The 26098-nt window shown below is 58.0% G+C and carries 30 protein-coding genes and 1 pseudogene; 16 read left to right on the forward strand and 15 right to left on the reverse strand.

Annotated elements, in window-relative coordinates:
- Positions 1-2 precede the first annotated feature (2 nt).
- From N6H05_RS23675 to N6H05_RS23705, 7 genes are all read right to left on the reverse strand, one after another.
- Positions 3-830, reverse strand: a complete 828-nt coding sequence (locus tag N6H05_RS23675) for a ribonuclease T2 family protein (protein WP_284111939.1) — start codon at positions 828-830, stop codon at positions 3-5.
- Positions 823-1677 (reverse strand): carboxylating nicotinate-nucleotide diphosphorylase, encoded by an 855-nt coding sequence (nadC, locus tag N6H05_RS23680; RefSeq protein WP_284111941.1) that lies wholly within the window; start codon positions 1675-1677, stop codon positions 823-825. The genes N6H05_RS23675 and nadC overlap by 8 nt, the downstream gene beginning before the upstream one ends.
- Positions 1674-3800 carry a prolyl oligopeptidase family serine peptidase gene (locus N6H05_RS23685; protein WP_284111942.1) on the reverse strand — a complete coding sequence of 709 codons (2127 nt, stop codon included), beginning with the start codon at positions 3798-3800 and terminating at the stop codon, positions 1674-1676. The genes nadC and N6H05_RS23685 overlap by 4 nt, the downstream gene beginning before the upstream one ends.
- A gap of 32 nt (positions 3801-3832) precedes the next feature.
- Positions 3833-5248, reverse strand: coding sequence for a phospholipase D-like domain-containing protein (locus N6H05_RS23690; protein WP_284111943.1), 1416 nt, complete (start codon positions 5246-5248; stop codon positions 3833-3835).
- A 129-nt stretch (positions 5249-5377) separates the two neighbouring features.
- Entirely contained in the window at positions 5378-6364 is a 987-nt protein-coding gene (nadA, locus tag N6H05_RS23695) for a quinolinate synthase NadA (protein WP_037516208.1), read from the reverse strand.
- Positions 6365-6408: 44 nt separating this feature from the next.
- On the reverse strand, positions 6409-7122 hold the full coding sequence (locus N6H05_RS23700) for a DUF4230 domain-containing protein (protein WP_284111944.1): 714 nt from the start codon (positions 7120-7122) through the stop codon (positions 6409-6411).
- A complete protein-coding gene (locus N6H05_RS23705; RefSeq protein WP_284111946.1) occupies positions 7107-7985 on the reverse strand; it encodes an MBL fold metallo-hydrolase in 879 nt (292 codons plus the stop codon). The genes N6H05_RS23700 and N6H05_RS23705 overlap by 16 nt, the downstream gene beginning before the upstream one ends.
- Positions 7986-8133: 148 nt before the next feature.
- Between N6H05_RS23705 and N6H05_RS23710 the strand changes: the two genes are divergently transcribed.
- The 4 genes from N6H05_RS23710 (at position 8134) to N6H05_RS23725 (ending at position 10381) form a co-directional block, all read left to right on the forward strand.
- Positions 8134-8535, forward strand: coding sequence for a hypothetical protein (locus tag N6H05_RS23710; RefSeq protein WP_284111947.1), 402 nt, complete (start codon positions 8134-8136; stop codon positions 8533-8535).
- A 45-nt stretch (positions 8536-8580) separates the two neighbouring features.
- Positions 8581-9111: a hypothetical protein gene (locus N6H05_RS23715; protein WP_284111948.1), complete on the forward strand. Its 531-nt coding sequence runs from the start codon at positions 8581-8583 to the stop codon at positions 9109-9111.
- Entirely contained in the window at positions 9111-10013 is a 903-nt protein-coding gene (locus N6H05_RS23720; RefSeq protein ID WP_284111950.1) for a tyrosine recombinase XerC, read from the forward strand. The genes N6H05_RS23715 and N6H05_RS23720 overlap by 1 nt, the downstream gene beginning before the upstream one ends.
- Before the next feature lie 74 nt (positions 10014-10087).
- On the forward strand, positions 10088-10381 hold the full coding sequence (locus N6H05_RS23725) for a hypothetical protein (protein ID WP_284111951.1): 294 nt from the start codon (positions 10088-10090) through the stop codon (positions 10379-10381).
- 6 nt (positions 10382-10387) lie between these two features.
- On the opposite strand, the pseudogene N6H05_RS23730 reads toward N6H05_RS23725, so the two are convergent.
- Positions 10388-10570: pseudogene (locus N6H05_RS23730) on the reverse strand (DedA family protein); the annotation flags it as partial.
- 56 nt (positions 10571-10626) lie between these two features.
- Here N6H05_RS23730 and N6H05_RS23735 point away from each other — a divergent pair.
- A complete protein-coding gene (locus tag N6H05_RS23735; protein WP_284111954.1) occupies positions 10627-12240 on the forward strand; it encodes a recombinase family protein in 1614 nt (537 codons plus the stop codon).
- An 82-nt stretch (positions 12241-12322) separates the two neighbouring features.
- Here the strand turns inward: N6H05_RS23735 and N6H05_RS23740 are convergent, their stop codons facing one another.
- Positions 12323-12508, reverse strand: coding sequence for a hypothetical protein (locus N6H05_RS23740; RefSeq protein ID WP_284111955.1), 186 nt, complete (start codon positions 12506-12508; stop codon positions 12323-12325).
- A 176-nt stretch (positions 12509-12684) separates the two neighbouring features.
- Between N6H05_RS23740 and N6H05_RS23745 the strand changes: the two genes are divergently transcribed.
- Positions 12685-13044 (forward strand): DUF2958 domain-containing protein, encoded by a 360-nt coding sequence (locus N6H05_RS23745; protein ID WP_284111956.1) that lies wholly within the window; start codon positions 12685-12687, stop codon positions 13042-13044.
- Between the two features lie 92 nt (positions 13045-13136).
- On the opposite strand, the gene N6H05_RS23750 is transcribed toward N6H05_RS23745, so the two are convergent.
- Positions 13137-13667 (reverse strand): hypothetical protein, encoded by a 531-nt coding sequence (locus N6H05_RS23750; RefSeq protein WP_284111957.1) that lies wholly within the window; start codon positions 13665-13667, stop codon positions 13137-13139.
- A 112-nt stretch (positions 13668-13779) separates the two neighbouring features.
- A complete protein-coding gene (locus N6H05_RS23755; protein WP_284111958.1) occupies positions 13780-14184 on the reverse strand; it encodes a hypothetical protein in 405 nt (134 codons plus the stop codon).
- A gap of 168 nt (positions 14185-14352) precedes the next feature.
- On the opposite strand from N6H05_RS23755, the gene N6H05_RS23760 reads away from it, so the two are divergent.
- Positions 14353-14598 (forward strand): hypothetical protein, encoded by a 246-nt coding sequence (locus N6H05_RS23760; protein ID WP_284111959.1) that lies wholly within the window; start codon positions 14353-14355, stop codon positions 14596-14598.
- A gap of 304 nt (positions 14599-14902) precedes the next feature.
- Here N6H05_RS23760 and N6H05_RS23765 read toward each other — a convergent pair whose 3' ends face one another.
- Positions 14903-15541 carry a DUF6680 family protein gene (locus N6H05_RS23765; RefSeq protein WP_284111960.1) on the reverse strand — a complete coding sequence of 213 codons (639 nt, stop codon included), beginning with the start codon at positions 15539-15541 and terminating at the stop codon, positions 14903-14905.
- Positions 15542-15892: 351 nt separating this feature from the next.
- Between N6H05_RS23765 and N6H05_RS23770 the strand changes: the two genes are divergently transcribed.
- Both N6H05_RS23770 and N6H05_RS23775 read left to right on the forward strand, forming a co-directional pair.
- Positions 15893-16285, forward strand: a complete 393-nt coding sequence (locus N6H05_RS23770) for a hypothetical protein (protein ID WP_284111961.1) — start codon at positions 15893-15895, stop codon at positions 16283-16285.
- Entirely contained in the window at positions 16282-16983 is a 702-nt protein-coding gene (locus N6H05_RS23775; RefSeq protein ID WP_284111963.1) for a hypothetical protein, read from the forward strand. Before N6H05_RS23770 ends, N6H05_RS23775 begins: the two co-directional genes overlap by 4 nt.
- A 237-nt stretch (positions 16984-17220) precedes the next feature.
- Here the strand turns inward: N6H05_RS23775 and N6H05_RS23780 are convergent, their stop codons facing one another.
- Positions 17221-17961, reverse strand: coding sequence for a hypothetical protein (locus tag N6H05_RS23780; protein ID WP_284111964.1), 741 nt, complete (start codon positions 17959-17961; stop codon positions 17221-17223).
- Positions 17958-18257: a hypothetical protein gene (locus tag N6H05_RS23785; protein WP_284111965.1), complete on the reverse strand. Its 300-nt coding sequence runs from the start codon at positions 18255-18257 to the stop codon at positions 17958-17960. The genes N6H05_RS23780 and N6H05_RS23785 overlap by 4 nt, the downstream gene beginning before the upstream one ends.
- Before the next feature lie 364 nt (positions 18258-18621).
- On the opposite strand from N6H05_RS23785, the gene N6H05_RS23790 reads away from it, so the two are divergent.
- The 4 genes from N6H05_RS23790 to N6H05_RS23800 are packed head-to-tail and all read left to right on the forward strand — an operon-like array spanning position 18622 to position 20902.
- Positions 18622-19632, forward strand: coding sequence for an IS30 family transposase (locus N6H05_RS23790; RefSeq protein WP_284111966.1), 1011 nt, complete (start codon positions 18622-18624; stop codon positions 19630-19632).
- The gene (locus tag N6H05_RS28330; RefSeq protein WP_502958949.1) at positions 19613-19906 is read left to right on the forward strand and encodes an HNH endonuclease; all 294 of its coding nucleotides are present in this window, start codon (positions 19613-19615) and stop codon (positions 19904-19906) included. Before N6H05_RS23790 ends, N6H05_RS28330 begins: the two co-directional genes overlap by 20 nt.
- 19 nt (positions 19907-19925) lie before the next feature.
- Entirely contained in the window at positions 19926-20384 is a 459-nt protein-coding gene (locus N6H05_RS23795; protein WP_284111968.1) for an Ntn hydrolase family protein, read from the forward strand.
- An 8-nt stretch (positions 20385-20392) separates the two neighbouring features.
- Entirely contained in the window at positions 20393-20902 is a 510-nt protein-coding gene (locus tag N6H05_RS23800; protein ID WP_284111969.1) for a terminase small subunit-like protein, read from the forward strand.
- Here the strand turns inward: N6H05_RS23800 and N6H05_RS23805 are convergent.
- A complete protein-coding gene (locus N6H05_RS23805; RefSeq protein WP_284111970.1) occupies positions 20899-21549 on the reverse strand; it encodes a recombinase family protein in 651 nt (216 codons plus the stop codon). The genes N6H05_RS23800 and N6H05_RS23805 overlap by 4 nt on opposite strands.
- Before the next feature lie 889 nt (positions 21550-22438).
- Here N6H05_RS23805 and N6H05_RS23810 point away from each other — a divergent pair.
- From N6H05_RS23810 to N6H05_RS23820, 3 genes are all read left to right on the forward strand, one after another.
- Complete coding sequence (locus N6H05_RS23810) at positions 22439-23128, forward strand: hypothetical protein (protein ID WP_284111971.1); 690 nt, start codon at positions 22439-22441, stop codon at positions 23126-23128.
- A 200-nt stretch (positions 23129-23328) separates the two neighbouring features.
- Positions 23329-24648 carry a hypothetical protein gene (locus tag N6H05_RS23815; RefSeq protein WP_284111972.1) on the forward strand — a complete coding sequence of 440 codons (1320 nt, stop codon included), beginning with the start codon at positions 23329-23331 and terminating at the stop codon, positions 24646-24648.
- A gap of 67 nt (positions 24649-24715) precedes the next feature.
- On the forward strand, positions 24716-26092 hold the full coding sequence (locus tag N6H05_RS23820; RefSeq protein WP_284111973.1) for a phage terminase large subunit: 1377 nt from the start codon (positions 24716-24718) through the stop codon (positions 26090-26092).
- Positions 26093-26098: the final 6 nt, after the last annotated feature.

Genomic DNA, 26098 nt, shown 5'->3' on the forward strand with positions numbered 1-26098 from the left:
TGTCAGTTGCCCTCGACCGGCGGCCGGGCGTTGGGGTCGAGATCCAGCATCAACCCCGGTCGCTTGGTCGGATTGGCCGGCGGCGGCACCGGGCGACGCGGGTTGAGGATGATCGGGCCGGGCGTGACCTTGACATAGGCACTGTCGGGCACGCCGCCCTGATGGCCGGGGCAGCGGGTGAATTCCAGCGTCCGGTCCATGCACAGCCACACTTCGCTCAGCTTGTTGTCGCGCGTCGTGGTGACGCGCATCATATCCGCCGTCATGCCCTTGTTCGCCTTGGCAAAGGCCTGGGCAAACTGGCCGGCGGTCAGGTTCGGACGCCGCGACAGCGCCGCCATGTCGGGATAGCGCAGCGATTCATAGAAGGCGCGCGACAGGTTGAAATACAGCTCCGGCTTGGTCGCCATGCAGGTGCCATGCTTGGCCCATTCATGCTGGATCAGCTGAGCCGAGGGGGTGGCGCACATATTCTGGCGGATCACCGCGCGCGGGACCAGGTCGGTCGCGCGGCAATATTGCGGCCATTCCTTGCCATAGCCGTCGGGCCACAGGCCGTGCAGGGTGAAACCGAACTTCCCATTGCGGCCACCACATTGGACACTGTTGCCCGTCCCCTTGGCGGTCGCGCAATATTGCGGCGACCAGCTGATCGCCAGCGTATAGCTGCCGATCGGCAGGACGCGCTTGGGTTCCTTGTCGCTGGGCAGTTCCGGTTCGGGCCGGGCCGGCTGGCTGGGCGGGCTGCAATAGGCCGCCTGGGCGAGCGCGGTGCTCGGCAGGGCGGCAAGGGTCAGAATGGGGGCGAGAGCGAAAATCAGGTTACGCATGGGAAAAATCCAGTCCGATGTCGGCGGCAGGGGCAGATTGGGTGAGGCGGCCGACGCTGATATAGGTGACGCCTGTGTCCGCCCTGGCGCGGATCGTCTCCAGCGTGACGCCGCCCGATGCTTCGGTCGGCACCCGGCCGCCGACCAGGGTGACGGCACCGCGCAGCGTGGCTGCATCCATATTGTCGAGCAGCAAATGGGTGGCACCGGCAGCCAGCGCCGGCTCGATCTGGTCGACCCGGTCGACCTCGACGATGATCTGGGCGATGCCGGCGGCGACCGCACGGCGCGCCGCTTCCTCGACCGACCCGGCGACCGCGACATGATTGTCCTTGATCATCGCCGCATCCCACAGGCCCATGCGATGATTGGTCGCGCCGCCCATGCGGGTGGCATATTTCTCCAGCCGGCGCAGGCCGGGGATCGTCTTGCGCGTGTCCAGCAAGGTCGCGCCCGTGCCCAGGATCGCGTCGACATAGGCGCGCGTCATGGTGGCGATGCCGGTCAGATGCTGCACCGTGTTGAGCGCCGACCGCTCCGCCGTCAGCAGCGCGCGCGCCTTGCCCCGGATGCGCATGATGTCGGTCCCCGCCGCCAACCGGTCGCCATCCTGATGCAGCAGCTCGATCTCCACATCGGGGTCCAGCGCCCGGAAGAAGGCGACGGCGATCGGCAGGCCGGCCAGCGTCACCGCGTCGCGGCTGTCCATCACCCCGTCGAAGATCGCGTCGGCCGGGATCACCGCCTCGCTGGTGACGTCGCGACCGTCCGGCCCCAGATCCTCCGCCAGCGTCGAAGCGACAAAGGCGTCAAGGTCGAACCCGTCCAGCGTGAAAGCCGCGCTCACTTCTTCTTCTCCACCAGTTCGCGAGTCAGGAAAGCGTGCAGCAGCGCCGCGCGCACCGCATCCTCGGCATGGTCTGCGCCGACCGAATGGCCGCCCTCGCGATATTCATGATAATAGACCGTGCTGCCGGTCGCCTTCAGCTTCGCCGCCATCTTGCGCGCATGGCCCGGATGGACCCGGTCATCCTTGGTCGACAGGTAGAAGAAGGCGGGCGGATACTGCACCCCGGTCTTCACATTCTGATAGGGCGACCATCTGGACATGAACGCCCAGTCGGACGGCACATCGGGATCGCCATATTCCGCCACCCACGAGGCGCCAGCCGACAGATGCGAATAGCGCTTCATATCCTCCAGCGGCGATCCCGCGATCACCGCGCCATAGAGGTCGGGCCGCTGCGTCATCGCCGCGCCGACCAGCACGCCGCCATTGGAGCGGCCGGAAATGCCGATATCGCCCTTGGTCGACACGCCGGTCTTGACCAGATCCTCGGCCACCGCCGCCAGATCGTCGAACGCATTCTGGCGCTTCTCGCGCAGCGCATCCTGATGCCAGGCCGGGCCATATTCGCCGCCGCCCCGGATATTGGCGAGGACATAGGCATTGCCATCCTCGACCCAGAACAGGCCGAGCGGCCCGGCGCGATAAGGTTCGGTGGTGAGGTAGGTCGGCGTCTGCGCCGCGCGGAACCCGCCATAGGCATGGATGAAGGCCGGCACCGGCCCCGTCACACCCTTCTTGCGCGCCAGGAAATAGGGCACCCTGGTCCCGTCCTTTGACGTGGCGAAGCGCTGCTCCACGACGAACTGGCTGGCGTCGAAGCGCGCGGGCAGTTGCTGGATCGTGCGCGCCGCCCCCTGCGTCCCCGCCACCATCAGGCTGGGCGGCGTCAGCATCCCCTCGACCGAAGCGAAGACCCGGTCGCCCTTGTCGTCGGTGCCGACCAGATGGACCGTCGCCTTGTCGGCCAGCGGCACCGAACGGCTGGTCCAGCGACCTGTGGCGGCGTCGCGGGTCATCGCCAGCAGCGCGCCCGATACATTGTCGAGCTGCTTCACCCACAGGATATGGTCGGTGGTGCGCACTTCCTCGACCACGGTGGTCGCGGTCGGCTTCAGCACGACCTGCGGCGCCCCCGCCTTGCCCGCCGCAACATCGGCGATCGGCCAGGACACCAGCGATCCGGTCGGAATGTCGCCCAGCGGCTTGTTCAGCAGCACGATCATCTGGCCGCCGATCAGGCCACGGAAATCGGCCGTGTCGGGCACCGGCGTGCGGATCAGCTGGCCGTTCGCGCCCTCGATATAGAGATCGTTGGTGTAGAAGGTCAGCGCCCGGTCGATGAAGACCCAGCGCTTGGCTCCATCCTGCTCGACGCGCGGCCGCACCGAAATGTCGCTGTCGACGCCTTCCTTGACCAAGGTCGCGGCCGACAATGGCGTGCCCCGCTTCCAGCGCTTGACGATGCGCGGATAGCCCGACGCCGTCAGCGATCCCGCGCCATAGTCGGTGCCAACCAGCAGCGTATCCTTGTCGGCCCAGGCGACGTCGCTCTTGGCTTCGGGCAGGATGAAGCCACCCTCGACGAACTTGCCGGTGGCGAGGTCATATTCGCGCACCACATCGGCATCGGTGCCGCCCGCGCTCAGCGAGATCAGGCAGCGGCTGTAATCGGGCGCCAGGCAGTCGGCGCCATGCCAGACCCAGCTCTTGCCCTCGGCCTTGCCCAGCGCATCGACGTCGATGATCGTCGTCCAGTTGGGCTTGCCCGCCAGATAGGAGGCCAGGTCGCTCGACCGCCACAGGCCGCGCGGATTCTTCGCGTCGCGCCACAAATTGGTGACCCGGTCGCCCATCACCTTGTCGGGCACCGCAATCTGGCTTTCATCGTCCAGGATCGCGCGCGCCCGCGCCCGGTCCGCCTCGAACCGCGGGCTGGCCCGCAGCAGCTTTTCCGTCTCGCCATTCCACTGCTCGACCTGCGCGATCGCCTTGGCGCCCTCGATATCCTCCAGCCAGAGATAGGGATCATCGCCCGTGGCGGGCGCGGCGGCGATCAGGGCGGGAGCGGAAGCGATGGCGATCGCCATCAGGGCGGAACGGAGCGTCAGCTTATGTCTCATGGCCCGATGCGATAGGCGATGATGCGGGGCCGTTACAACAGCGAGCCGACCATCCGCGCGACATTTTCCGCAACCTTGCGATAGAGCGGCCGCGCCCGCCATGTTTCGCGGTCCAGCGTCTCCGCCCGCGCCATGAAACGGCGCTGCACCAGTTCCACCGCAGCCACCGTTTCCGCGTCATAGATGAGCAGGCTCGCCTCCTCGTTCAGCTCGAAACTGCGCATGTCGACATTGGAGGAGCCGACCACCGCCACCCGGCCGTCGATGCTGACCGCCTTGGCATGGACGAATTCGGGCCGATGGGCATGGATGCCGATGCCCGCCGCCATCAGCTCGGCATAATAGGAGGCCTGCGCCGCATGGACCAGCCACTGGTCCACTGGCTTGGACACGATCAGGTCGACCTTCACCCCGCGCACCACCGCCGTGCGCATCGCATCGACCAGGTCATCGTCGGGAATGAAATAGGGCGTCACCAGCATCACATGGCTGCGTGCCTGATGCAGTTGCCACACCAGCAGCGTCTTGAACCCTTCCAGCGGATAGTTGGACCCGCTCGGCAGCAATTGCGTCACTGCGTCGCCGACCGGATCGGGAATGATCACCGGCCCATCGGGCAACTGGTGCGTCTCCATATACCAGTCGGCGCGCACCAGCGCCTCCAGCTCCGCCACCACCGGCCCGGTCACCCGCGCCACCAGTTCCTGGTTGACGATGCCGGGCTTGAAGTCGCGCGCGACGATATTCTGCGATCCGACATGGCCGATCACCCCGTCGATCACGAACAGCTTGCGATGGTTGCGCATGTCGCGCCGGGTCCGCCCGCGAATCCAGCGGAACGGCAGGGCGGCGCACAGCTCGACGCCCGCAGCGCTCAGCATCGCCTCCATCCCCTTGCGCCAGGGCCGCGATCCGACGGGGTCATACATCACCTGCACGGTGACGCCGCGCTGCACCGCCGCGCCCAGCGCGTCGGCCACCCGCCGCCCCACCGCATCGTCGGCGAAGATATAGACGAGGATGCGCACGCTGTGCCGCGCGGCGTTGATGTCCGCCACCAGCCGGTCGATCGCGACGATATAGTCGAAGATCAGATCGACCCGGTTGCCGCCGGTCGCCGGCATCTTGCCGAGCTTGGCGGCCAAGTCGACGATCGGCGCGCGATCAGGGTCGGGTGATGGCGCATGGGGCAGCAGCCGCGCGGCAATGCCGCCGAACCAGGGATCAAGCTCGCCGAACCAGGCGCGCCGCCATTCGGGGAAACGCGGGCTGCCGATGATCCAGAACAGGATCAGCCCCGGCACCGGCAGGAAGAAAATCAGCAGCAACCAGGCCCGCGTCGCCGCCGGCGTCCGGCGAAAGGGCACGGCGATCAGCGCGCCGATGCGGATCGCCCATTCGAGAATATAATAGAAAAGGCCGAAGTCGCTGTCGGGGAGGTTGACCATGTGCCTTTTCTCCCCCCTCAAGCGATCCGTTCGCTACCCACAGTTCGTCATTGCGAGCGTAGCGAAGCAATCCACGGGTCTGCAATGGATTGCTTCGCTACGCTCGCAATGACGGGTAGCAATGGCATATCAGCGTGCGCCCAGATCGCCCTGGCCGACCGTGCCGCTGGCCATTTCCAGCATCCGGTCCAGGCTCTTCTTGGCGGCGACGCGCAGCGTCTCGTCCATCTCGATGCGCGGGCTCAGGTCGCGCAGCGACAGATAGAGCTTCTCCATCGTGTTGAGCGCCATATAGGGGCAGATATTGCAGTTGCAGTTGCCGTCCGCGCCCGGCGCGCCGATGAAATTCTTGTCCGGCACGCTTTTTTGCATCTGATGGATGATATGCGGTTCGGTGGCGACGATCAGCGTGTCGCCCGGCATCGTCTTGGCAAAGTCCAGGATGCCGCTGGTCGACCCGACATAATCGGCATGGTCGACGATATAGGGCGGGCATTCCGGGTGCGCGGCGACCGGCGCCTGCGGATGCTGGGCCTTGAGCTTCAGCAATTCGGTCTCGCTGAACGCCTCATGCACGATGCACACGCCCGGCCACAGCAGCATGTCGCGACCCAGCTTGCGCTTCAAATAGCCGCCCAGATGCTTGTCGGGGCCGAAGATGATCTTCTGATCCTTGGGGATCTGCGCCAGGATCTTCTCGGCCGAAGAGCTGGTGACAATGATGTCGGACAGCGCCTTCACCTCGGCCGAACAGTTGATGTAGCTCAGCGCAATATGATCGGGATGTGCCTCGCGGAACGCCTTGAATTGGGCGGGCGGGCAGCTGTCTTCCAGGCTGCAGCCGGCGTCCATGTCGGGCAGCACGACGATCTTCTGCGGCGACAGGATCTTCGCCGTCTCGGCCATGAATCGCACGCCGCAGAAAGCGATGACATCGGCGTCGGTCTCGGCCGCCTTGCGCGACAGTTCCAGGCTGTCACCGACGAAATCGGACAGATCCTGAATCTCGGGCGACTGATAATAATGGCCCAGGATGACGGCGTTGCGCTCCTTGCGCAGGCGGTCGATCTCCGCGCGCAGGTCCGTCCCCTGCGGAATATCGGTGAAAGCGTTCATACCCTGTGACTCCTCGGTCCCTTTGCGGGGTCTTGGCACGCGCCCTAGCGCTGTGGGCGCTTGTTTGCCAGTACCTCGTTGATCGGCGTGGTCACGTCCCAGCGATCGCGATTGGGCCGTTCCGCCGGGAAAGTGACGATCACCCGCGCATCGCCCTGCCCGGCCGCCGCCAGCGGCGCGCCCATCAGTTTCACCAGCGCGGCCCGGCCATATTCGCGCGCCTGCGCCATCCGCTCGGGCGACCCGGCCGATTTGGCGGCCCGCGCCTGCGCGTAAGCAGACGTGCGCCGGCTCAGTTCCTCGCCCGCCTCGCGCGTCACGAACAGGCCGCTGGTGCGCACCAGGGTGCGCTGGCTTTCGTCCACATTGGGCTTGCCGACGGTGACATCGGGCGCATTGACGATCAGGGTGCGGCGCTCCGCATCCCATTCCAGGTCATCCGCGCCGATCGCGCCGACATTGACGAAATAATCGACCGAAAAGGGCATCTTCACCACCTGGTCGGACTTCAGCCAGCCAAAGCCGCGCACATCGCGCGCGCTGCTCTGGATCGTACCGCTGAGTTCCGAAACCTTCAGGCTGCTGGTGCCGGCGATCTTTTCGGCAATGACCTTGGTCACCGCCGTCCCGTCCTCCTCGACGCTCACCACATAGTCGCGATTATAGCGTTGCCAGCCGACCAGCATCGCCCCGCCGACGATCAGGATCAGCAGCGCGACCGCGACCGCCCCGGCATAGCGCTTCAGCGCATCTGCCATCGCCCATCCTCCAGCGGCGCGGCCATGCCCCGGCCATTGAGGTCGATGAGGTGCGCCAGCACCGATCGCCCGGCCGCCCCGTAAAGGCGCGGGTCCACGCCCTTGTACATCTCCGCCACCATGTCGGGGATGGCGCTGTCGCCATTGCGCTCCAGGAAGCGCATGATCTGCCCCTCGCGCTGCTTGCGATGGCCCATCATGCCGCGCACCAGCCGCTGCGGATTTTCCACCGGCTCGCCATGGGCCGGATAATAGACGATATCGTCCCGCTCCAGCAGCAACTGCATCGATCGCATATAGGCGGTCATGTCGCCATCGGGCGGGGAAATGACGCTGGTCGACCAGCCCATCACATGGTCGCCGGTGAACAGCGCCTTGTCCTGCGCCAACGCAAAGCAGAGATGGTTCGACGTATGGCCCGGCGTCGCCACCGCCGCCAGCGTCCAGCCGGTGCCGGCCACCACATCGCCATCGCCCAGCACCCGGTCGGGCCGATAGTCCGCGTCGAAGGCCGCGTCCGCGCGTGGCCCGTCGTCGCTCAGCGTCAACGGCGCACAGCCGATGATCGGCGCGCCGGTCAGCACACTCAGCGGCCGCGCCGCCGGGCTATGGTCGCGATGGGTATGGGTGCAGAGGATCGCCACCACCGGGCGACCGCCGATCGCCGCGATCAGCGCGTCGAGATGCGCGGCCTCGTCCGGCCCCGGATCGATCACCGCGACATCCGCGCCCCCGACCAGATAGGTCTGGGTGCCGGTATAGGTGAAGGGCGACGGATTGGGCGCCAGCACGCGCGCCACCAGCGGCGACAGCGTCATCAGGATGCCGGTCGGCAAATCGGCCGGATCGAACGGGGTAGCCATGGCCCCCATGTGCCCATTTCCCGGCGGATTTCAAGGGCGCGCCGCCATTCCAGAATATACGTCATGCCAGCGAAAGCGGTGGTGGAGGGGCTTTGGCAAGATCAACATCCCCCTTCCCCTCCGCACCGATATCGTCCAGCCTGTCCCGATGAAGAAAGCGCCGCTGGCTCTGGCCCTAATCCTCCTTGCCGCCACCTCCTGCGCGCAGGGGGAGACGATCGATGGCATCGCCTATGGCGAAAAGACCACGCTCTCGGGCATCTGGTTCACCAATTTCGAAAATAGCCGGTTCCTCGAATGCAGCGACAGCTGCGAGGGCGACAGTCTTAGCGAATGGGCATCGATCGCCTGCGCCGACAAGAGCTGCGCGATGCTCGATCAACCTGCCCGGAGGATCATGGGCGACAAGTCGCAGGAACCACCAGAAGGGGCGTTCCGCATTCGCTTCATCGGGCGACGCGGCCTTGCCCCGCACAAATCCCGCTATCTGGGTGATGGCGAAAAGGATGTCTGGATCGACCAGCTTTTGGAGATCCGCCGGGCCGATTAACCGCGATAACTGTCCTACATCGCCCCCCTCTGCTAGGCTTCCGCCATGCGCAACGCAGCCCCTCCCCGCATCCCCCGCTCCACGCAACAAGATTTCCAACTCTTGTTTCATACTATCAAAATGTGCGGGAAATATGCGAAGTTAAGCGCGGCATTTCCAACAGCGCCCTTAGGCCGACCTCTCACCGCCATGGCGACAATCGGCCTCATCAGTCTGAGCGGCTGCGACACCTACACGGTGCCCGTCGATGCAAGTTATAGTCGCCCCGCCCCGGCAGGATCGCCAACCGCTCACCTGGATTATCAGCTAAGGCTCTGGGTCTCGCCACTCTATGCGCCCATCATGAGCCGACATCTGAACAGCAGCAGAGCCACCATCTTCGAATGCCGTTCGGGTGTCCGCTTCGCGACGGTGAAAGGCTTCACCCACGATCCGTCGTTGGGTTTTCAGGCGCATGTCCGCGTCAAATATACGATGCCCATGAATCGGATGTGCATCATCATGCGAGGCGGTCGCTGGCTGGAACGGTTCGAGACTCTGCCGGCGCAGCTCAAACCGATGGATGTGCTGTTTTGATGACCGACAGCCTTCCCGCCTCCCTCCCCGAACGCTGGCGCCAGCATCTCAGCCTCGACCGGCGGCGCTCGACCCATACGGTGCGGGCCTATGTCGCCACGGCCGAGCGGCTGGTCGCCTTTCTCGCCGAGCATCAGGGACAGGCCGTGACCGCCGCCAGCCTCGCCCGGCTGGAGCAGGCGGACCTGCGCGCCTATCTTGCCAGCCGCCGGGTCGATGGCATCGGCAATATCTCCGCCGCGCGCGAATTGTCGGCAGTGCGCGGCTTCCTGAAATTTGTCGGCGGCGCGGAAGCCCGCGTCCCCCAGCTCAAGGGGCCACGGGTCAAGCGCGGCCTGCCCCGCCCCATCTCCCCTGACGAGGCGCTGGCGCTGGCCGGCGACATTGCCGAGGGCGCGCGCGAGGACTGGATCGGCGCGCGCGACTGGGCGGTGCTGCTGCTGCTCTATGGCGCGGGCCTGCGCATTGGCGAGGCGATGGGGCTGATGGGCGACATATTGCCGCTGGGCGACACGCTGCGCGTCACCGGCAAGCGCGGCAAGACGCGACTGGTGCCGCTGCTGCCGCAGGTCCGTGCCGCGATCGAGGCCTATGCCGACCAATGCCCCTGGTCGCCGGCGCGCGACCAGCCGCTGTTCCGGGGGGCGCGCGGCGGCCCGCTTTCGGCCGCGCTCATCCGCCGGTCGGTGCAGGGCGCGCGCGGTCGTCTCGGCCTGTCGGACCGGACCACGCCCCATGCGCTGCGCCACAGTTTCGCGACCCATCTGCTCGGTCGCGGCGCGGACCTGCGCTCCCTCCAGGAACTGCTCGGCCATGCCAGCCTGACCTCGACCCAGGTCTATACACAGGTCGATGCCGCCCATCTGCTGGACGTCTATCGCGCCGCCCATCCCCGCGCCTGAAACGGCCATGGATTCGCCGTAATCCTGCGTCAGCCTTCCTGGCAGATCCCCGTTGCGACCGGAGGAACCCCAGGATGCTGCGTCTGTTGATGGCCCTGCAAAGCGTTGGCGGCACCGATATCCCGCCCGATTTCGACCTTCAGAATGTGCAGCCCGCGCCCAGTCCCAACGCCATCGTCGTCACCGGCCGCCGCCGCGACGAGCGGGTCGAGCGCGAGGTCGTCGCCACCAGCGAAGAGCCCCCGCTCGGCCGCGCCGAAACCACCCTGTTCGGCAAGGTGAAGGGCAATGTCCATGTCGAAAGCCAGACCATGGCGAACGGCACCACCTCGCAACGGGTGATGGTGGGCATCAAATTGCCCTTCTAACCAGGCTTATCCTTTGGGCCGCCAGGTCAGCAATCGCCAGAGATAGAGCAGCACCGCGCCGACCACGCAGGCGGTCGCCACCGGCCCCACATATTTGTCGATGTCGCGGAAATTACGCCCCAGAGAAAAGCCCGCATAGGCCAGGATGACATTCCACACCAGCGCGCCGCCGGCGGTCCAGATCAGGAAGCAGCCCTAAACGGTTGTAAAAGGAAATCCTAACGCATTGCAGCTAGGACGCGCCCATGACCGATTTGCCCTCGATCCGCAGCAGCACAAAGCCTGCTTACATATATGCCCGCTTCTCATCCGCCGAACAAGCCAAAGGGTATTCGCTAGAGCGTCAGCTTTCCACTGCCCGGTCCTACATTGAGAGCAAGGGTTGGCAGTTTGCAGAACAGATGACCGATGAAGGTCGCTCTGCATTCCACGGTAGCAACCGGGATGAAGGTGCAGCCCTATTTGAATTTGAGGCCAAAGCCCGCGCCGGTCATTTCAAAAACGGGTGTATTCTTGTCGTTGAGAACATCGACCGATTAAGCCGTCAGGGTCCGAAAGCAGCCGCGCAACTCATCTGGGCGCTGAACGAAAATGGCGTTGACGTTGCGACCTATCACGACGACCAGCTTTATCGCGCCGATGCCAGCGACATGCTTGAGATATTCGGCCTCATCATCAAAGCGTCAGTCGCCCACGATGAAAGCGAGAAGAAGTCCAAGCGCGCAAAAGCTAGTTGGGACAAAAAATATAAGGGCATTGCAGCAGGGTCGAAAAAAGCCATCACTCAGAATGTGCCTGCCTGGCTGACCGTTACACCCGAAAAGGACATAATCGAGGACAAGCATCGAGTCGCTGTCGTGCGCGAGATATTCAATTCATATGTTGAGGGTGTAGGTCTGCACACCATCATGAAGCGCCTCAATGAACGAGGTGAGCCAGCTTTTTCAGGGAAAGCCACTTCAAAGGGTTGGAGTAAAAGCGCGATCAATCATGTGCTGTCCAATCGCTCCGTGCTGGGCGAATATGCCACCCAAAACGGCAAAAACATACCGGTCCTCTATTATCCTCAGATCATCAGTCTCGACCTGTTCAACCGGGCCGAAGCCATGCGCGCTACGAAGTCCAAAACAGGAGGTTCGTCAAAATATCAGGGCCACAACCTGTTTGCAGGGATAGCCCGTTGCGAGCATTGCGAAGGTCCAATGGGCTACATCAGGGATGGAGGTGTCTCGCGCTACACCACTGCATCAGGCGAAAAGAAGGTCTATCAAAGCAAAGGTCACTCCTACCTGATCTGTGACGCTGCCCGACGAGGGTTCGGGTGCGATAACAAAGCCCACACTCCATATCGTGTGATCGAGACGGCCACATTGCAGCAATTGCTTTGGGCCACTGTCGAGGAACAGCCTGACACATCAAATCCGAAAGCCGATGCAGTCCGGTCCAAACTCGACGCCGCGCTCCACAACATCGACCTCAAGCACCGGCAAATTGCCAACATCATCGACAGCATGGCGGAAGCACCTAGCAAAGCTATGGCCGCAAGGGTTGCAGCTTTGGAAACCGAAATCGAAACGCTTCAAGCCGAATGTGCAGCTCTGCAAAAGGAACTCGCTATCGAAACCGCAGCGCCATCCACGTTCGATGACCTTGCAGAATTGCGCGTCCTGACCGAACTGCTCGAAAGCGAGGACGAGGATATTCGTCGTGCTGCGCGTCTCAGGACAAACGCATCCCTCAAGCGCATCCTCGACCACATGACCATCGACCGCACCGGCAAATTCGTCGTTATGTCGATGGACGTTGGTGTTTGGGAATTTGACCGCTCCGGCCAGCGTATAGGTGGGCAAGCCCTATAAGCCCCTATCCCACTCACTAGATACAAGAATGCCCCAGCGTAGCCGCCGGGGCATCTTTGTTTTGTATGGTCGTCTCAGGGGATCAGTGACGCGGTAATTGCAGCACTTCTGCACCAACATGCAGATCAAAACATGCGCGCTTTCGTTCGCAGTAGATACGCACGCCAGAGAAATCGAACGCGAAGGCATCATCTTCGAAATCGGGATGGTAGTCGAAAGTGGTATCAACATAGTTAGCAAGTGCGTTTAGGTCGATCTGTGTAAGCATGTTAGCACTCCGATGTCTCGTTGTGCCAAAACAGTTAGCTCCACGCCGAACCAGAAGTCATCCACTTTTCTGTCTACTTCTCCTATTTTTCTACTCCGAAGCAATCAAGTGTTGCTCTTTGCCCGATAAGACGCATTGTTTCCTTAGGCACATCAACCAAAAGGAACGTGCCTACTATGGAATGGACAAAGCATATCCGCCCAACGGACCTGCAACAGCTAATCATAAATTGGGAAGAGCAATTGCCGCTCAAGGCGACAACCGGCGAGCGAGACTATCAGCCGGTAGTGAAGATATTCAACCCGGTCGGAGCAGCGACATTCCTCATATCAGAATGTGACAATGAGGGATTGGCCTTCGGGCTTTCAGATTTAGGCTTTGGTGAACCAGAGCTTGGCTATATCAGCATGGACGAGATTTTCAGCGTCCAGTTGCCCGGTGGCCTGACGATGGAGCAGGACATCTATTTCAAGCCCACAAAGACGCTTTCCGAGTATGCCTCAGAAGCCCGTCACAAGGGCCGCATAATGGCCTGAGCATAAATAAGTGCAGCAGGGATAGACATTGGCCTGCTGCTATTTGATCAACGGAGAACCCCGGCACACGGTAGCGCCGGGGTTTTCTTATATCACTTCTTTTCGGCCAGCACCTTGTCAATGTCAGCAGCATCATACTTGCCATCGGCCTTCAACGCAGCGGCAGCTTGAGCAGCCGTCTGCTTCTGCTTGCCCATGCGGATACCGAACGCACGACGGATATTGGTCAAGGGATCGCTGCTGGTAGCGCGAGCAGCAGGAAACCGCTTGGACGCACTTTTAGTGGAGGCTTCGCTGCCAAGCAGATCGTCCAGTTCGCCAGCTTCGACGTTCGCGATCAGCAGATTGACGGCTTCAACAAATCGCTCACTAGGAATGAAATGCTCGGTCTTGCCAGAAATGGCCAGAGGCTCACCACGCAGCTTGGGCGTGAACTTCACAGTATCGCCGTTAGCAGTCCACATGCGGTTCGGGGCTTTGGTGCGGCCAGTGTTAAACTGCTCGATAGCCGTCTTGAGCGCCTTCACAAGCGGCTTACGGATAGCGGCCTTATCGACGGGCTTAGCTTCATACTTGGCGCGCAGACCATCATCGGTGAGCGAGAGAAAATCGTTTATGGGCATCTTGTCCTCCTAGTGCGACTGACGACCAAGTAAGAGGACATTGCAGAGCGGAAGTCAACAGAACGGTCCCACTTTGCAGCAGGACCGTTGGAAGTTAGAAGTTGATTAGCAGTTAGGTTGCAGGCGTTTCCGCTTTCGGCTTCGACTTCCGAGTGGCGCGCATCTTTTCCGTGCGAACAGCGCGAGCTTTTTCCAGCGCTTCAAGTTGCTGGTCGAACTTGCCCTTGCCGATTTCATCAGCAAAGTAGGCCAGCGCTTCGGGAAACAGCTTGGTTTCGACGGCCAGTTGGGTTTCTTCGCCCTTCAATTTGAGCGCCGTGTTAGCGTATCGGATGCTGAAAGCAGTGTCGTTTGCACCGCTTCTGAACCAGCGCCGACCTTCCTTCTTGGGTTCGTTGAACAGCGCGATCTGCGTTTTGATCGCTTCCAATACAACGTCCCGCGCAGTGCGCTTGCCGGTGGTGGTCAGGTCAGCAACAGCGGAAACGCTCTTGAGCGCAGTGGGATTGAAAGCCATCTCGTTTACTCCGATCTTGCAGTGCTGCATTGCCCTGCCAACATCGTATGCAGTCACCTGATATTCATTCCTACCAATCAATGAACTTGACGTTCAGGAGATTTCAGGAGGCACGTTATCAGGGCTAGTTCTTCCCTCTGGATAAGTATGCGGAGAGGAGAACACATTATGATCTATTTCCTAACCGCATTATCCCTGTTCACGTTTCTTACGCTTTGCGGCGCAACTAGCCGCCTCAAGAAAGCAGAAGAGCATATCGAAATTATCCGCGTAGCGCTTGACCGTCATCTTACCGATGGTGCCGACTACCGTTCAACGACAACCGTGCAGAGCGTCAGACAGGCACAGATGCTTGCTGAACTTGCTCAATATCGTGCTGCAAAGTCGGTAGGCCGCAAGGGGGACGAAGCATGAGCCATTACACTAAATGCGAATGGCAGCGCGCAAAGGCTAACGCAGCTGCCCGCTGGCAAGCTGTCTCTTCCAACCCACTGCTCCCGTCGGAATAAGGCCGCGAAGGTCGCACACTGGCTTGCGATAGAAGAAGGCGCGGACCATGCGCTCAGCTTAATCCAGTCAGGGAGCCAACTCGATGAGGTAACTCAATATGTTACCGACTTCCTCGAATGGAAGCTGGGTGGTGACGCATGATCGGCGAAGAAGCACGGGCATCACGCGACAAGATGAGGATCACGCTCAAAGCCATTCGCCGCATGCACTAATCCTTGACAGAGTTGTCCTTGTCGTCGCCCTGTTGTGGTTGCTGCAATGGATGAATGCCCAGTACGATCATATTCGACTCTCGGAGGCTTCCCGCAATTTGGGGCCACGCCTCCATTGCCTTTAAGACCATAACTTCCCGGTCAACAAAGCCTTTCGATACATAGGCGCCACTTCGCAGGGATTCCGGAGAAATGTCATAATCCAAATCGTCAGCCATCGCGCACATGATCGCAATCTGTAGGCTTTGAGCCTTCTGGAAATGAGCTGTGGCAGCATCAACATCTTCCTCTGGCGGTGGACCATTTACTTGTGCAAGATAGTCGGCTCGCGCCTTCATTACCGGCTTCACATCGTGAAAATCCAGCGCTGTCATGGCGAGAGCGCTCTGATATTCAGGATTGGCAGGGGTCTGCCACGTATTCAGAAGAATACGAAGTGTCCGCTCTTTTCGATCTTGTTTGCTTGCACGATCTTGCAGCTTGGGTGAAATCCATCCGGCAACCAGAATTGCGGCAATTATCGACAATCCGTTGACTATGGCCCCCAACTTATCGCCATCAGGGATCGTGCCAATCCAATGGCCGAAAGAAATCGCCCCATTCCATGCAGACGTAATCAAGCAGGTATCCCCCATGTCCACCTCCGATGATGTACAGTATGCAAATTGACGACGCGGTTCCACTGTTTAACGCGCTGATAACGGCTCCACTTTTAGTGAGAGCCTATGACGTTACACGAAGCCATCAGAAGCGTTCTGCCCGCTGGCACCCGATCCAGTCCATATCAGGGCAGCACGCGATACAAATTCGATTGCCCAATGTGCCATCACAACGGCCATCGACGCGATACCCAACAGCGCGGTGCGTTTCGGCTCAATCCAGATGGCAGCGCAGGCTATTCCTGTTTCCAATGCCACCACAACACCCGACAATCACCGGACATGAGCCTGACGCAAAAGATGCGGTCAGTCCTCATCCATCTAGGCATGAGCGACGATGATGTGCAGCGGCTATCATATGACCTTTGGGCAGCGAAAATCACCAGACAGCGCGGCATAGCGCCTCCACCCTATATCTCTAAAAAGCCGTTACCCGCTGGCAGCAAACCTATCGGTCATTGGATCGCGCAGAACGTCGCTGACGATAATTTCAACGATGTCTTGTTAGACCTGGCCGACATGACCGACGAACGCCGGGACAGTCTTTATTGGACCCCGGATGCAGGCGAGTCCGGCGATATGAACAGGCGCTTCATATGGGCAATCGGTCCCAAAGATGATCCGATTGGCTGGGCAGCAGAACTCATCGGTGATGAAGCCACGGACCCAATTCTCAGCGATCCAGATATAATGACCTACAACGACGAGGACGAAAAGTGAGCGACGCGAAAGTAACTAAGACCGAAAGTGATGGAGCAGTTTGGACGTCCACGGTGGTAGTCGATGATGGTCCTGATCCGTATGCTGATTTTATGGAGAAAAAGAAGCAAGAGCGAATTCAAGCCTACAACCAAGCAGTTGCGAATTACGCTCGGATTAAACCAGTCTGGGACCAGTATGTGGTCGAGATAGAGGAATGGCATAAAGCTGCGAGGGAATTTGAAGCAGCATGTGCCGACGAAGCTAAGGATTATGGCTATCTTTGGATGCTGAAAATCAAAGGTGGTTGGAAGAAAGCTGCAAAGACGATCACAGGAAACGGTGTGTCAGAAGACAACCACACGCAGTCGAGCCAAATCCCTGTCTTCAAAAATAATTCGCAATTGAAGGGCTATCACTTCATGCGAGTGACCAAAAAGCAAATCCTGATGGCTAAGCTGTCTGATGAGATCGACACAGGACGGATCATAGATGATCCCGAAGGCAAATTCTGGGCATTCATTGGCAACACGAAATCCCTATGTGAACTGACACCAATTGACGGTAGTTCGATCCGCCGTCACACAGCCCTAATTGCTGAAAAATACACTGTTGAACGAGTTGATCCGCAACTTAAAACTGCTGACGAAATCTACGCAGGAATGAAGTGGGATAATCATGAACCACTACAGCCAAACGAACAGAATTATGTGTCCTGACTATTTTGCAACAGTATCGTTTTTAAGTCGCATCTAGCAGTCGATGGCAGTAAAGCAGTCGTATGCAGCGCGGTAGCAATGCTGTTGGATAGCGGTCGCTTTTAGCTGTCCGAATAACCCGTTGTTCCATACCCCCGGAACAACGGGTTATTCATGTCTGTGATGCCCGTAGAGCGTCACTGAGAACAAATCTCCTAGCCTAGCAGTCAACGGACCCCTAAGACAATCTGACGCTTATTAGGCGAATTTACTCTCCGGCTGTTCGCTGCGCTCAGCATCACTCCATGACAGTCTGAACATCATAGCCTCACTCGGCTCCCTGAACATGACCCGCAAGAAGTCATCGGGATCGTGATGGGCAATTGAGTTTAGCTGCTTGTCGATGCCTGCATTGCGCTCGTTTGGAAATGCACCAACGTCCATAATGTCATAGACACCTACAAGCGATGTATCGCCGTTCAGGTGCCATCTGTCGAAATGCTCAACTTCCTCCAAAGTCGTCTCGTCAATTTCGGTAAACCAGAACGATCCAGCAGTAACCCAGACCATGACCCGGCCCTTGGTATTCTGCTCTAGCCAGTTATGCAGCGCCATCGGATCACCAGCAGGCATGTTCAGCGACGGCAGATCAAAGAACGTCACAACCGATGTTGAGGTAGCAGCCATAAGCTGGCCGAACGCAACAGCATCGCTATCAAGGTCGAATATCACGTAAAGCGAATGCGGCGTCCCGATATAGTGGACAAAGGCATCATCGAGATATGTTGTCCATTCCACCAGACCCGCCCTGTTGCCAACGTCCATTTTGAGTTTGTCAGGAAACTCAAACTCTCCATCGTTGAGAAGCATAATCCGACGCGGCTTTGTATCTTCCGTGTGAAGCCAAATATCTGTGCGGCCCTTCACGCTATCGAAGAAGTGCATGAACGCAGGCATGTCAAGCGTCTGCGTCTGGTCAATCTGGAATGTAGTAGTCACAATTCGATGCCTCGTTTGATTGCCCATTGGCTCGCGTAAATGATCGCGCCAGTCAGCCGCGTTATGCGGTCGTCAGTTTGAATCTCTTCAATGTCGCCCTTGAGATATGCCGTTTTGGCATAAATGGGATCGATCCCGGCTTTGTGCGCCTCAACCATCAGAACCCAACACCATGCGTCGTCCTGATGTGGATTTTCCCCGACGAGCATTGTTGTCGCCGCGTCCGACTGCTTATCCATTATCTCTGCTGTTCGCAGGACTAGATCATCCATGATCTTATCGGCTTTGTCGGTCATTTGTCCCCGCTCACTAAAAGTGAATCTCCTTTACAGACCAACCCCTTAATGCCCGGTTTCCATCCCGCTAACTATGCGATGAGGAACAAGGCAGACCGGACAAAACCCTGCAAGAACGACACATGCAATAATCTCGCGAAAGCCCCGCGTGGCATGTGCTGGACTTGCTATAACCGCGAGACAGTAGCGAGGCGAAGAGCAGCAGTAGCAGAAGGCAAACGCGCTCCTAAGCTGATCCCAACGACATATTCGGTCGATAAACACGGCTACAAAATGGGCTATGCACCTGAGCATCCCCTATCGAGCATTACAGGGGGCGCGCTCTAGACTGAAGTGCAACACCCCGATTTGGTAGGGTGTATGCATGGGAACTCACTACAGCCAGTTGTCGATGGACGAACGTAATCAGATGCATCGGTGCAGCAATGAGGGATTGAGTCTTCGGGCAATTGCCCGAAGACTCAATCGGCCGACCTCCGCAGTGTCGCGCGAAGTGGCGCGGAACACGGTGGGCAAGAGCTACGATGCCGCCCGTGCCGAGCGCGCGACGCTGGCGCGCAGGCGGCGCGGAACGATCAAGTTGAAGAGCGGTTCTGTGCTGCTCAACCGGGTTCGCGCGCTGATGGCCGAGGGCTGGTCGCCGGAGCAGGTTGCGGGCAGACTGCGCCGGATGAACCCTGATGATCCTGCTCTGCACGTCTCGCACGAAACGATCTACTGCGCCATCTACGCCGTGCCACGGGGCGAGCTGCGCAACGAACTCATCGCCCAGCTGCGTTTCTCCCACAAGGCACGCATGCCTCGCGCACGGGGCCAGGACCGGCGCGGCACGCTGCCGAACATGACCTCCATTCACCAGCGCCCGATTGAGGTGGCGGCCCGCCTCGTGGCCGGGCACTGGGAAGGCGATCACATCAAGGGGCCGGGCAACCGCAGTTCGGTGGGCACCCTGGTCGAGCGCAAGAGCCGCTACCTGATGCTGGTCAAGCTGCGTGACGGCTCGGCCGAGGCCACGCTGGAAGGCTTCACGCGCAAGTTCCGCCATGTCCCGCTCGCCATGAAAAAGTCGCTGACTTACGATCAGGGCAGGGAGATGGCCCGCCACGAGATTCTCGCCAAGCGGGTCAAGATCGACGTCTATTTCGCCGACCCGCACAGCCCCTGGCAGCGGCCGACCAACGAGAATACCAACGGCTTGATCCGCGAGTATCTTCCCAAGGGCCTGGATTTGGCGCCGATCTCCCAAGGCTACCTCAACGCAATTGCCCGACAATTAAACAACCGCCCGCGCAAATGCCTCGACTTTGAAACCCCAGCAGAGGTCTTTGCGAGGGAAATCATGAACTTTCAACCCGGTGTTGCACTTCAGAGTTGAAACCGCCGGGCTAATCACCGAGCATCGGATTATCGCATACGAGAAATATGGCGAAGGCGAACAAGAGTGTCACTGGTGCAAAAGCAAGCTGACATGGAAGCAAGTTGAAGTCGATCATGTCGACTGGAACCGCACAAACAATCTGCCGGATAACCTCGTGACAAGCTGCAAATCCTGCAATGTCATCCGAACGGAAGTCAGGGTCGAAACGCAAAACACCACATCGGCAATCGCAGAGAAAATGCGCGCACTGGCAAAGCGACTAGGCAGATAATGAGAAGGAGAAAACTCCCATGACGACATTAGCAACGGATGGAAGGACTATCGCGGCAGATGGGCAGATAACTTGCGGCGATACAATCGAGGACACGAATGCAACAAAAGTATTCAGATTAAAGGATGGAAGAGCGTTCGGCTTCGCGGGCTGTCTAGCAAGTGACTATCAATTTAAGTGGTGGGCTGACAACGGCATGAGTTTAGAAGAACTACCCACACTTAGCGAGGACTTCTCAGCAGTGGTGATAGATGGAAGCAAGACAGTTCTTGTATTCGACCACATGCTTAGAACCATGACAATGCCTGTGCCATATGCAACCGGTTCAGGTAGGCAATACGCAGTAACGGCAATGGATTTAGGCTTTACACCAAAAGAGGCTGTTAAGGCAGCATGTAAACGCGATGTCTGGTCTAGTGGGACGATCAGGGCAATAACGGTAAAAGCTAAAGATAAGCCCAGCACGCCACTGCCATAAATACGAACATGGCGAAAAATAATCAGCAGATACAGTCGGAAAAGAAGCACACGCAAACTCTTATGGGTGAGCTTGTTCCCGTAGTGACCAGCTTAACAGCAGAGGCTACAAAGAACAGGCCCGGACAGCCCACAAAGCGCACTCCGCAAATAGTGGATGAGATTTGCAACCGCCTAGAATGCGGTGAAGCGCTGCTTATGATCTGCAACGATCCCATGATGCCGGGTTATCAGACTGTAATGGGCTGGAAGCGCGCTGATCCAGAACTAGCAAACCGTTTTAACGAAGCTAGAGAAGAAGGCACCTACGCACTGGACGACGTTGCTGAACTGATTGCCCGTAAGATCCCCGGTTATGCAACCGGCGACTATCGTTATGATGATATGCTGGTCGGCGTTCTAGCGCAGCGCAAGCGATATGCGAACCGCAAGCGCTTCGGTGAAAAGGTCCAGGTCGATGTTGTGGACCACAAGGTCTTCATGCTGCCCAACGATGCTATCGACGGCGAAGGCTACTAACCGATAACCCGCTTTACGCTGGCCGGATGCCATTGGCCGCCCTGTGCGGTCGTTATGTGACGGGCATTTAGATATGCAGCTATCGAGCGCAGCGACACACAACCCTCTGCCCTAGCAGCGTCTATATGGGGCATGACCAATGCAGCACGGACAGCGGAAGCAGCGCTGCGCTTACGGGCGCTAGCGGCACGGCCAAGGGCTGATACGGCACTGATGTTGCCCCGATCCCCGCCCAATGCCTTACCCCTTGCTTTAGCGACGGCCAGTGCATCCTTTGTGCGCTTGCTGATCTGCTCGGCTTCCCATTGTGCAACCTGAGCCATTATGCCGATCATAAACCTATCAGCGAACGGCATGTCAGCAAACCTGATAGGCACCTGACTATCGATGAGTTGATTAAGGAAAGCCGCGTTACGGGAAAGCCGATCCAGCTTTGCGACCAGCAGCGTTGCACCAGTCAGGCTGGCATAATCCATAGCGGCTTTGAGTTGCGGCCTCTCATTATCCCTTCCACTCTCTACCTCCGTGAACTCCGCAAGTAGTGGACCATCCAACATCGACTGCACGGCTGCGCGTTGGGCATCCAAGCCTAGTCCGCTGCTGCCCTGTTTGCGCGTTGAAACCCGATAGTAGGCGATGAACTTCATACCGTAACCCTGTTGCAATGTCCGTTGCACAAGATGTTACAGCCGCGCAGCAACTAGCGCGACAAAAGACTGATCCCCGTAGATGCCCTGTAAGCCCCTGCTTTGCTCAGGGGTAGCGTGACAGCTAACTGGTCGTCATGGTGTGCGAGTGACGCTCTACGGGGATCAGTGATAGAAGGAATTTGGAAGGGGTAGTAATACTACCCTCGCCCCCTAGAGCCGGGTGTGGGTGCTACGGACTATTTTCTATGTTTCAAAAAGTAGGGCCGAAGTGTGGACCAATAAATAGCTGACAACAAAAAAGCCCTTCGCGGACCGGCAAGTCCCAAGGGTTCTAACAGGAAAGGGCCTGTCAGCTACATGCTTACTTATCACCACTCACATGACTTCATCCCGGCCAACAAGGTCGATCTACTTTGCGACAAGTTCGTGAAGAACTGCACAATCGACGACAATGATTGTTGGATTTGGAACGGCGCACTCTTCACTAGCGGTTATGGAAAGATCAAGATCGCTCGTAAAAGCTGGTATGTCCATCGCCTTTCAGCTTGTCTGTTCCACGACAGTTTTGATCCCACTTTAGTTGTCTGCCAGGAGTGTCCGAACGCCCACAACAAGGCTTGCTGCAACCCATATCATTTGAAGCAGGGAACACAGAAGGACAACATGAGCCATCCTTTGACAAGGGAACTGCTACGTCAGAAGGCATACGAATATCTAAGCCGACAACAAAGGGGCATGTAGTATTACCCCTATGGTGCTTTGAGGTGCGGGTAGGCACGCTCAAAACTCTGACCTATTTCAGAACCCTCCGCCTTTCGTCAGATTTTCAGCCACCGTTCCAAAAACTCTCGGGCTGCGGTAGAACGCTCGAAACAGGGGGTAAGGAATGGCTGACGACCGCGACGAGGGCACACTTGAAGGTCTGTTCGGTGGGCCCCGATCAGATGAAGAACGGGCGAACGATGAACGGAAGTGGGATCGCGAGAGCAATGAGCGTGCTAGAATAGCTTTCGAGAAAGAAAAGGAGCGCCGCGCCGACTATGTCGCGATGGATCAGCGCATCCGCAACATCGTCAGTCAGGAGATCAACAAGGTCTTCTGGGTTGCCGCTTTCCTTGGTGCGATCTGGTGGACAAATGACCGCTACGGCTCTGCCCCCGCTGTAGGCGTCTTTGTAATAGGCATGGCGATATGGCTGTGGGAAGGTCGGAAGGCCGATCAACTACCGCGCAAAGGCATTGAGGAGGTCGATGATCTAGCAGAGGATACTGTCAGCCATCGCCGCATTGTCGCGTTTGAAGAGGCGGGCAGGCCTTGGGTCACCGTGAAGGGAAAATACCTTCATTATGAAGAGTTCAACGATCACCCGTTTTGGGACGAGGTGAACAAGCAGGTGCGCGAGTATGTCCGCATGTCGCCTAAGAGCCGAAAATCCCACAACCGCGCTGCGCGCGACGCTTCTCTCCCTTATCGTCTCGCGATGCAGTCCAAACTAGACACTGCTGGTGGGGAACACGGCGAGGAGTGGAGTTTGCCCTACTTTGCACGATTCGACGCGAGAGAGCGACGCAGCTAATGAAGTGGCAGGAAGATGAGAGATCGCGTGTTTTCTCAAATGCTGAACGCAAATTGACCCAAACCCGGCCTCATCGTATGGGCGAGTACACCTAATCGATATGCGATCTTCTTCCATCAGAAATCTCTTAATGTCCCCTTTTATTTCATTTGACCTTCCACAACAATTCGTCATGCTGCCTGCAGTAACGGGAGGAGCAAATGGGACTCAAGGGCGGTTTGTGTTTATCAATGATTGCACTTTGCATTCCGACGGTTGGGTGGACGCAATATACTCCTTGGACCGGATCGGACATGTCGTTGGGCAAAGGCTACGACCGATTTCTCAATGGTGCCAAGGGTCGCTGCGTGTCATTCGATCGGCAAGGCCCCATCAATGTAGCAGGTGAAAATCTCAGGTTTGAACTGAGAAGCGTCGAGAACGAGCAATCCCTTTTTAGCAAGCTGGGAGTATCCGTCTCGGCGAAGTATGGAGCGGTAAAAGGGAATGCTTCCTACGACAAAGAGACGTCAGTTAACAGTTATTCTGTCTATTTCTACATCAGCGGCGACATCGAAACACAAAAGGAAAGCATAACGCAACCGGATCGAACTGCTCCGGTATTATTGGACAACCCGAGATTGCTGCTTGAAAGAGGATTGACCGACAAGTTCCGAGAAAAGTGTGGAGACACGTTCATATCTGGAATGTCGTATGGCGGCCGATATACCGCTTTAGTCGAGATCAAGACAAAGAAGGATTCCGAAATATCATCGATTGCCGCAGCGGTGAGCGCCGCTGCTGGCTCTTTTGGTGGAAGTGCGAACGTGAAAAGTCGGCTTGAAGCGGCGACACAAAATCGCGATGTTAGTATAAAGGTACTGCGTCAGGCCGGAGACGGGGCGATAATCCCGAAAACAATCCCAGAGCTAACTGACGCGGTAACTAAGTTCCCCGACGCGCTCCAAGGCATGAGCAAGCGCGATCTACAGCCTTTTGATGTCACAATCGAGGAGTATACCACAATAGATACTCCTGAAAACGTGAGGCGATCGGACTTCACCAACATCGATCAGGAGGAGTACATCATTAACGCGGATCGCTTTGTGGTAAAACATCGAACCGCGATGGCGAATGCCGACTATGCAATCCGTAACCCGGATCAGTTTCCACAAATAGACAAGGGCGCATTGACCGAGTATGTTGAAACTGCCGAACCGATCGTATTACGAGTGGTAAGCGACATAAGAAAATGTCTTGACGGCATAACAAAGTGCAAAGACTTCACTGCGCCTCAACTAGCAGTCGTTTCACCCCCAGCGCGCCTTGAAGGTCCATCGCGTGCAGAACTCGAAGGTAATATCGCCAAATCCCGGTCCGCCCTGTCTCGTATCTTGCTTCCGCAAGGGCAGGAAAGAAGAAACTGGTGCGATGCGGCGACATGGAGAGCGGGTGGGGATTATACCCAGCGTGTGGGCGTCTGCTGGACTGTAATAGAAGAAATTATCAAGCAATGCAATCAAACAGGCTGCACGCCTTAATGTGAGCGCGTATGTTTCGATCTCATAAGATGGGTTTCTAAATAGATAGCCTTCCGCTAAATATCGAATGGCTACAATTAAAACAGCAAGCCAGATCAGACTTACTTCGTCTCAGAAGCAAGCTGCACTGCTGGCGAGTAATCCGTCCAACCGCTACATCCTCTATCGAGGTGGTTCGCGTAGTGGTAAATCCTATCTACTCTCATACATTCTACTCATGCGGGCCATCAGCACGCCCGGTAGTCGTCACGGCATATTCCGTAAGACTGCTTCGAGTTGCCGCCAGACGCTATTTGACCTGACATTCCGACAAGTCATGGAAGATACCTTCCCCGGTATCTTGTCCACTTGCCTAATCAGCGACAGTGAAGCGACCATCACGCTACCGAATGGTCCTGATCCGAAGAACCCATATATCGGTGGCGCTATCTTTCTCTTTCTTGGCCTAGATGATGGCCGACGCGATAAAATCCTTGGTAACGAGTTCGCGACTGTATGGATCAACGAATGCACTGAGGTCGATTATGACCATGTGAGCTTTCTCATGACGCGACTTAACCAGAAGTTGCCCCAGATCAGGAACGACGAACTAGGCCAGCCTATCTACCTCAAGCCCAAGATGTTCTTCGACTGCAACCCTGCGCTCAAGACCGATTGGGAATACAAAGCCTTCATTCAAAAGATCAACCCAAAGGACAACACCGAACTACAGAAGGCATGGCAGTGGGCCGAGGCAAAGCTAGACCCAGAAGGCAACTCAGATAACATCGACCCAGACTATCTGGATATGTTGAACAACTTGTCGGTTCGCGAGAAGCGTCGTTTCGTCGCTGGTGAATGGTCGGACGTAAACGAGAATGCGCTGTTCCGTCAGGACGACATCGACAAGCATCGCCGCGACATCGACATCAGCCATCTGCAACGCATCGTCATTGCTGTTGACCCTGCCGTGACGAACCACAAGAAAAGTGACCTTACCGGCATATCCGTTGCTGGGCGCTGCTCACGCGGCGACATTTATGTCCTACATGACGGCTCCGATAAGCTGCCTCCCGCTGGTTGGGCTGACCGTGTAGCAGAGCTATATGAGCAGTATCAGGCTGACCTTGTTATCGCAGAAGCTAACCAAGGCGGCGATCTTGTTCAGAGCAACCTCCGTTCTGCATATGGTGCGTTGCCCGTCAAACTCGTTCGTGCATTTAGGGGCAAGGAACTCCGCGCAGAACCAGTCGCGCACTTATATGCTCAGGGCAAAGTCCATCATCCGCGCAGGCCATTGACTGATCTAGAAGAGCAAATGGGCATGTTTGGTGCAGCCGCCTTCAAGGGATCGCCTGACCGTGTTGACGCTCTCGTTTACGCGATCACCGAACTAGCAGACCTAAATGGCAATGGGCCTAGACCGGGTGCCATTATCATCAACGCTGGCAACCGCCGACGATAAGTAAAT

It is taken from the genome of Sphingobium sp. WTD-1, from assembly GCF_030128825.1.
In the GTDB taxonomy this organism is placed as follows: Bacteria; Pseudomonadota; Alphaproteobacteria; order Sphingomonadales; family Sphingomonadaceae; genus Sphingobium.

What these genes read in the sequence shown, in the direction of transcription:
- N6H05_RS23820 (WP_284111973.1), top strand. Translation starts at nt 24,716, where the DNA reads ATGGCTACAATTAAAACAGCAAGCCAGATCAGACTTACTTCGTCTCAG.
- N6H05_RS23755 (WP_284111958.1), bottom strand. Translation starts at nt 14,184, where the DNA reads ATGGCTTTCAATCCCACTGCGCTCAAGAGCGTTTCCGCTGTTGCTGAC.
- N6H05_RS23705 (WP_284111946.1), bottom strand. Translation starts at nt 7,985, where the DNA reads ATGGCTACCCCGTTCGATCCGGCCGATTTGCCGACCGGCATCCTGATG.
- N6H05_RS23815 (WP_284111972.1), top strand. Translation starts at nt 23,329, where the DNA reads ATGGGACTCAAGGGCGGTTTGTGTTTATCAATGATTGCACTTTGCATT.
- N6H05_RS23770 (WP_284111961.1), top strand. Translation starts at nt 15,893, where the DNA reads ATGAGCGACGATGATGTGCAGCGGCTATCATATGACCTTTGGGCAGCG.
- N6H05_RS23795 (WP_284111968.1), top strand. Translation starts at nt 19,926, where the DNA reads ATGACGACATTAGCAACGGATGGAAGGACTATCGCGGCAGATGGGCAG.
- N6H05_RS23765 (WP_284111960.1), bottom strand. Translation starts at nt 15,541, where the DNA reads ATGGGGGATACCTGCTTGATTACGTCTGCATGGAATGGGGCGATTTCT.
- N6H05_RS23750 (WP_284111957.1), bottom strand. Translation starts at nt 13,667, where the DNA reads ATGCCCATAAACGATTTTCTCTCGCTCACCGATGATGGTCTGCGCGCC.
- N6H05_RS23675 (WP_284111939.1), bottom strand. Translation starts at nt 830, where the DNA reads ATGCGTAACCTGATTTTCGCTCTCGCCCCCATTCTGACCCTTGCCGCC.
- N6H05_RS23690 (WP_284111943.1), bottom strand. Translation starts at nt 5,248, where the DNA reads ATGGTCAACCTCCCCGACAGCGACTTCGGCCTTTTCTATTATATTCTC.
- N6H05_RS23785 (WP_284111965.1), bottom strand. Translation starts at nt 18,257, where the DNA reads ATGACCGACAAAGCCGATAAGATCATGGATGATCTAGTCCTGCGAACA.
- N6H05_RS23710 (WP_284111947.1), top strand. Translation starts at nt 8,134, where the DNA reads ATGAAGAAAGCGCCGCTGGCTCTGGCCCTAATCCTCCTTGCCGCCACC.
- N6H05_RS23740 (WP_284111955.1), bottom strand. Translation starts at nt 12,508, where the DNA reads ATGCTTACACAGATCGACCTAAACGCACTTGCTAACTATGTTGATACC.
- N6H05_RS23715 (WP_284111948.1), top strand. Translation starts at nt 8,581, where the DNA reads ATGCGCAACGCAGCCCCTCCCCGCATCCCCCGCTCCACGCAACAAGAT.
- N6H05_RS23790 (WP_284111966.1), top strand. Translation starts at nt 18,622, where the DNA reads ATGGGAACTCACTACAGCCAGTTGTCGATGGACGAACGTAATCAGATG.
- N6H05_RS23805 (WP_284111970.1), bottom strand. Translation starts at nt 21,549, where the DNA reads ATGAAGTTCATCGCCTACTATCGGGTTTCAACGCGCAAACAGGGCAGC.
- N6H05_RS23725 (WP_284111951.1), top strand. Translation starts at nt 10,088, where the DNA reads ATGCTGCGTCTGTTGATGGCCCTGCAAAGCGTTGGCGGCACCGATATC.
- N6H05_RS23685 (WP_284111942.1), bottom strand. Translation starts at nt 3,800, where the DNA reads ATGAGACATAAGCTGACGCTCCGTTCCGCCCTGATGGCGATCGCCATC.
- N6H05_RS23735 (WP_284111954.1), top strand. Translation starts at nt 10,627, where the DNA reads ATGACCGATTTGCCCTCGATCCGCAGCAGCACAAAGCCTGCTTACATA.
- N6H05_RS23760 (WP_284111959.1), top strand. Translation starts at nt 14,353, where the DNA reads ATGATCTATTTCCTAACCGCATTATCCCTGTTCACGTTTCTTACGCTT.
- N6H05_RS23800 (WP_284111969.1), top strand. Translation starts at nt 20,393, where the DNA reads ATGGCGAAAAATAATCAGCAGATACAGTCGGAAAAGAAGCACACGCAA.
- nadA (WP_037516208.1), bottom strand. Translation starts at nt 6,364, where the DNA reads ATGAACGCTTTCACCGATATTCCGCAGGGGACGGACCTGCGCGCGGAG.
- N6H05_RS23745 (WP_284111956.1), top strand. Translation starts at nt 12,685, where the DNA reads ATGGAATGGACAAAGCATATCCGCCCAACGGACCTGCAACAGCTAATC.
- N6H05_RS23810 (WP_284111971.1), top strand. Translation starts at nt 22,439, where the DNA reads ATGGCTGACGACCGCGACGAGGGCACACTTGAAGGTCTGTTCGGTGGG.
- N6H05_RS23720 (WP_284111950.1), top strand. Translation starts at nt 9,111, where the DNA reads ATGACCGACAGCCTTCCCGCCTCCCTCCCCGAACGCTGGCGCCAGCAT.
- N6H05_RS23700 (WP_284111944.1), bottom strand. Translation starts at nt 7,122, where the DNA reads ATGGCAGATGCGCTGAAGCGCTATGCCGGGGCGGTCGCGGTCGCGCTG.